Origin of the sequence: Clostridium brassicae (genome assembly GCF_026738875.1) — a bacterium.
In the GTDB taxonomy this organism is placed as follows: Bacteria; Bacillota; Clostridia; order Clostridiales; family Clostridiaceae; genus Clostridium_H; species Clostridium_H brassicae.
This window is the reverse complement of sequence record NZ_JAPQFJ010000071.1, coordinates 1-592: the sequence shown is the minus strand read 5'-3', so window position 1 is coordinate 592 and position 592 is coordinate 1. Positions and strand designations below refer to the sequence as shown.

1 pseudogene is annotated in these 592 nt (G+C 25.5%); it reads right to left on the bottom strand.

The features are described 5' to 3' along the window. Positions 1–323 precede the first annotated feature (323 nt). Positions 324–592, bottom strand: a pseudogene (locus tag OW729_RS19395) (electron transfer flavoprotein subunit beta); the annotation flags it as partial.

Here is a 592-nt window from a genome sequence, read left to right as displayed (position 1 = left end):
TTTTACATCCAGCTGTAATTTCTATTTTTTCACCCTTTTTTTCTATAGCATTAAATGGACATATATTAACTAATTTTTCTATAACTTCTTGGTTTAATTTCTCTTCATGAATTACTAACTTTCCCATCTTGCATCCTCCTTTTTACTTTAAAACACTTCTATTTTAACTACCATTTATGCATGTTGCCCCTACTTGTTAAAATATTATTGGTACTAATTAAATCTTGTTTAATCTAATATTTATATAATCTTATTCACTTAAAACTTTAATATCTTTACTTTATTTTTAACACTATTACCTACATTTTTAAATTAGTTATTGTCTAAACAAATTTTAATTCCTTGAGTTTACTAATCATCTTAGCTACTAATTCATCACCATTTCCAACCCACTTTTCTTGTTCTTTATCGTGTGATGGTGGGAATATTCTTTCAACTTGTGTTGGTGATCCATTTAATCCATATTTATTTTCATCTTGATCTTCAAAATCTTTTAAACTTATTACATTTATATTTTTATCTTTTGTTTCAAGCTTTCTTTTATAAGATGGAAGCCTTGGTTGCATGATATCTTTTTCTACTGTTATTAAAC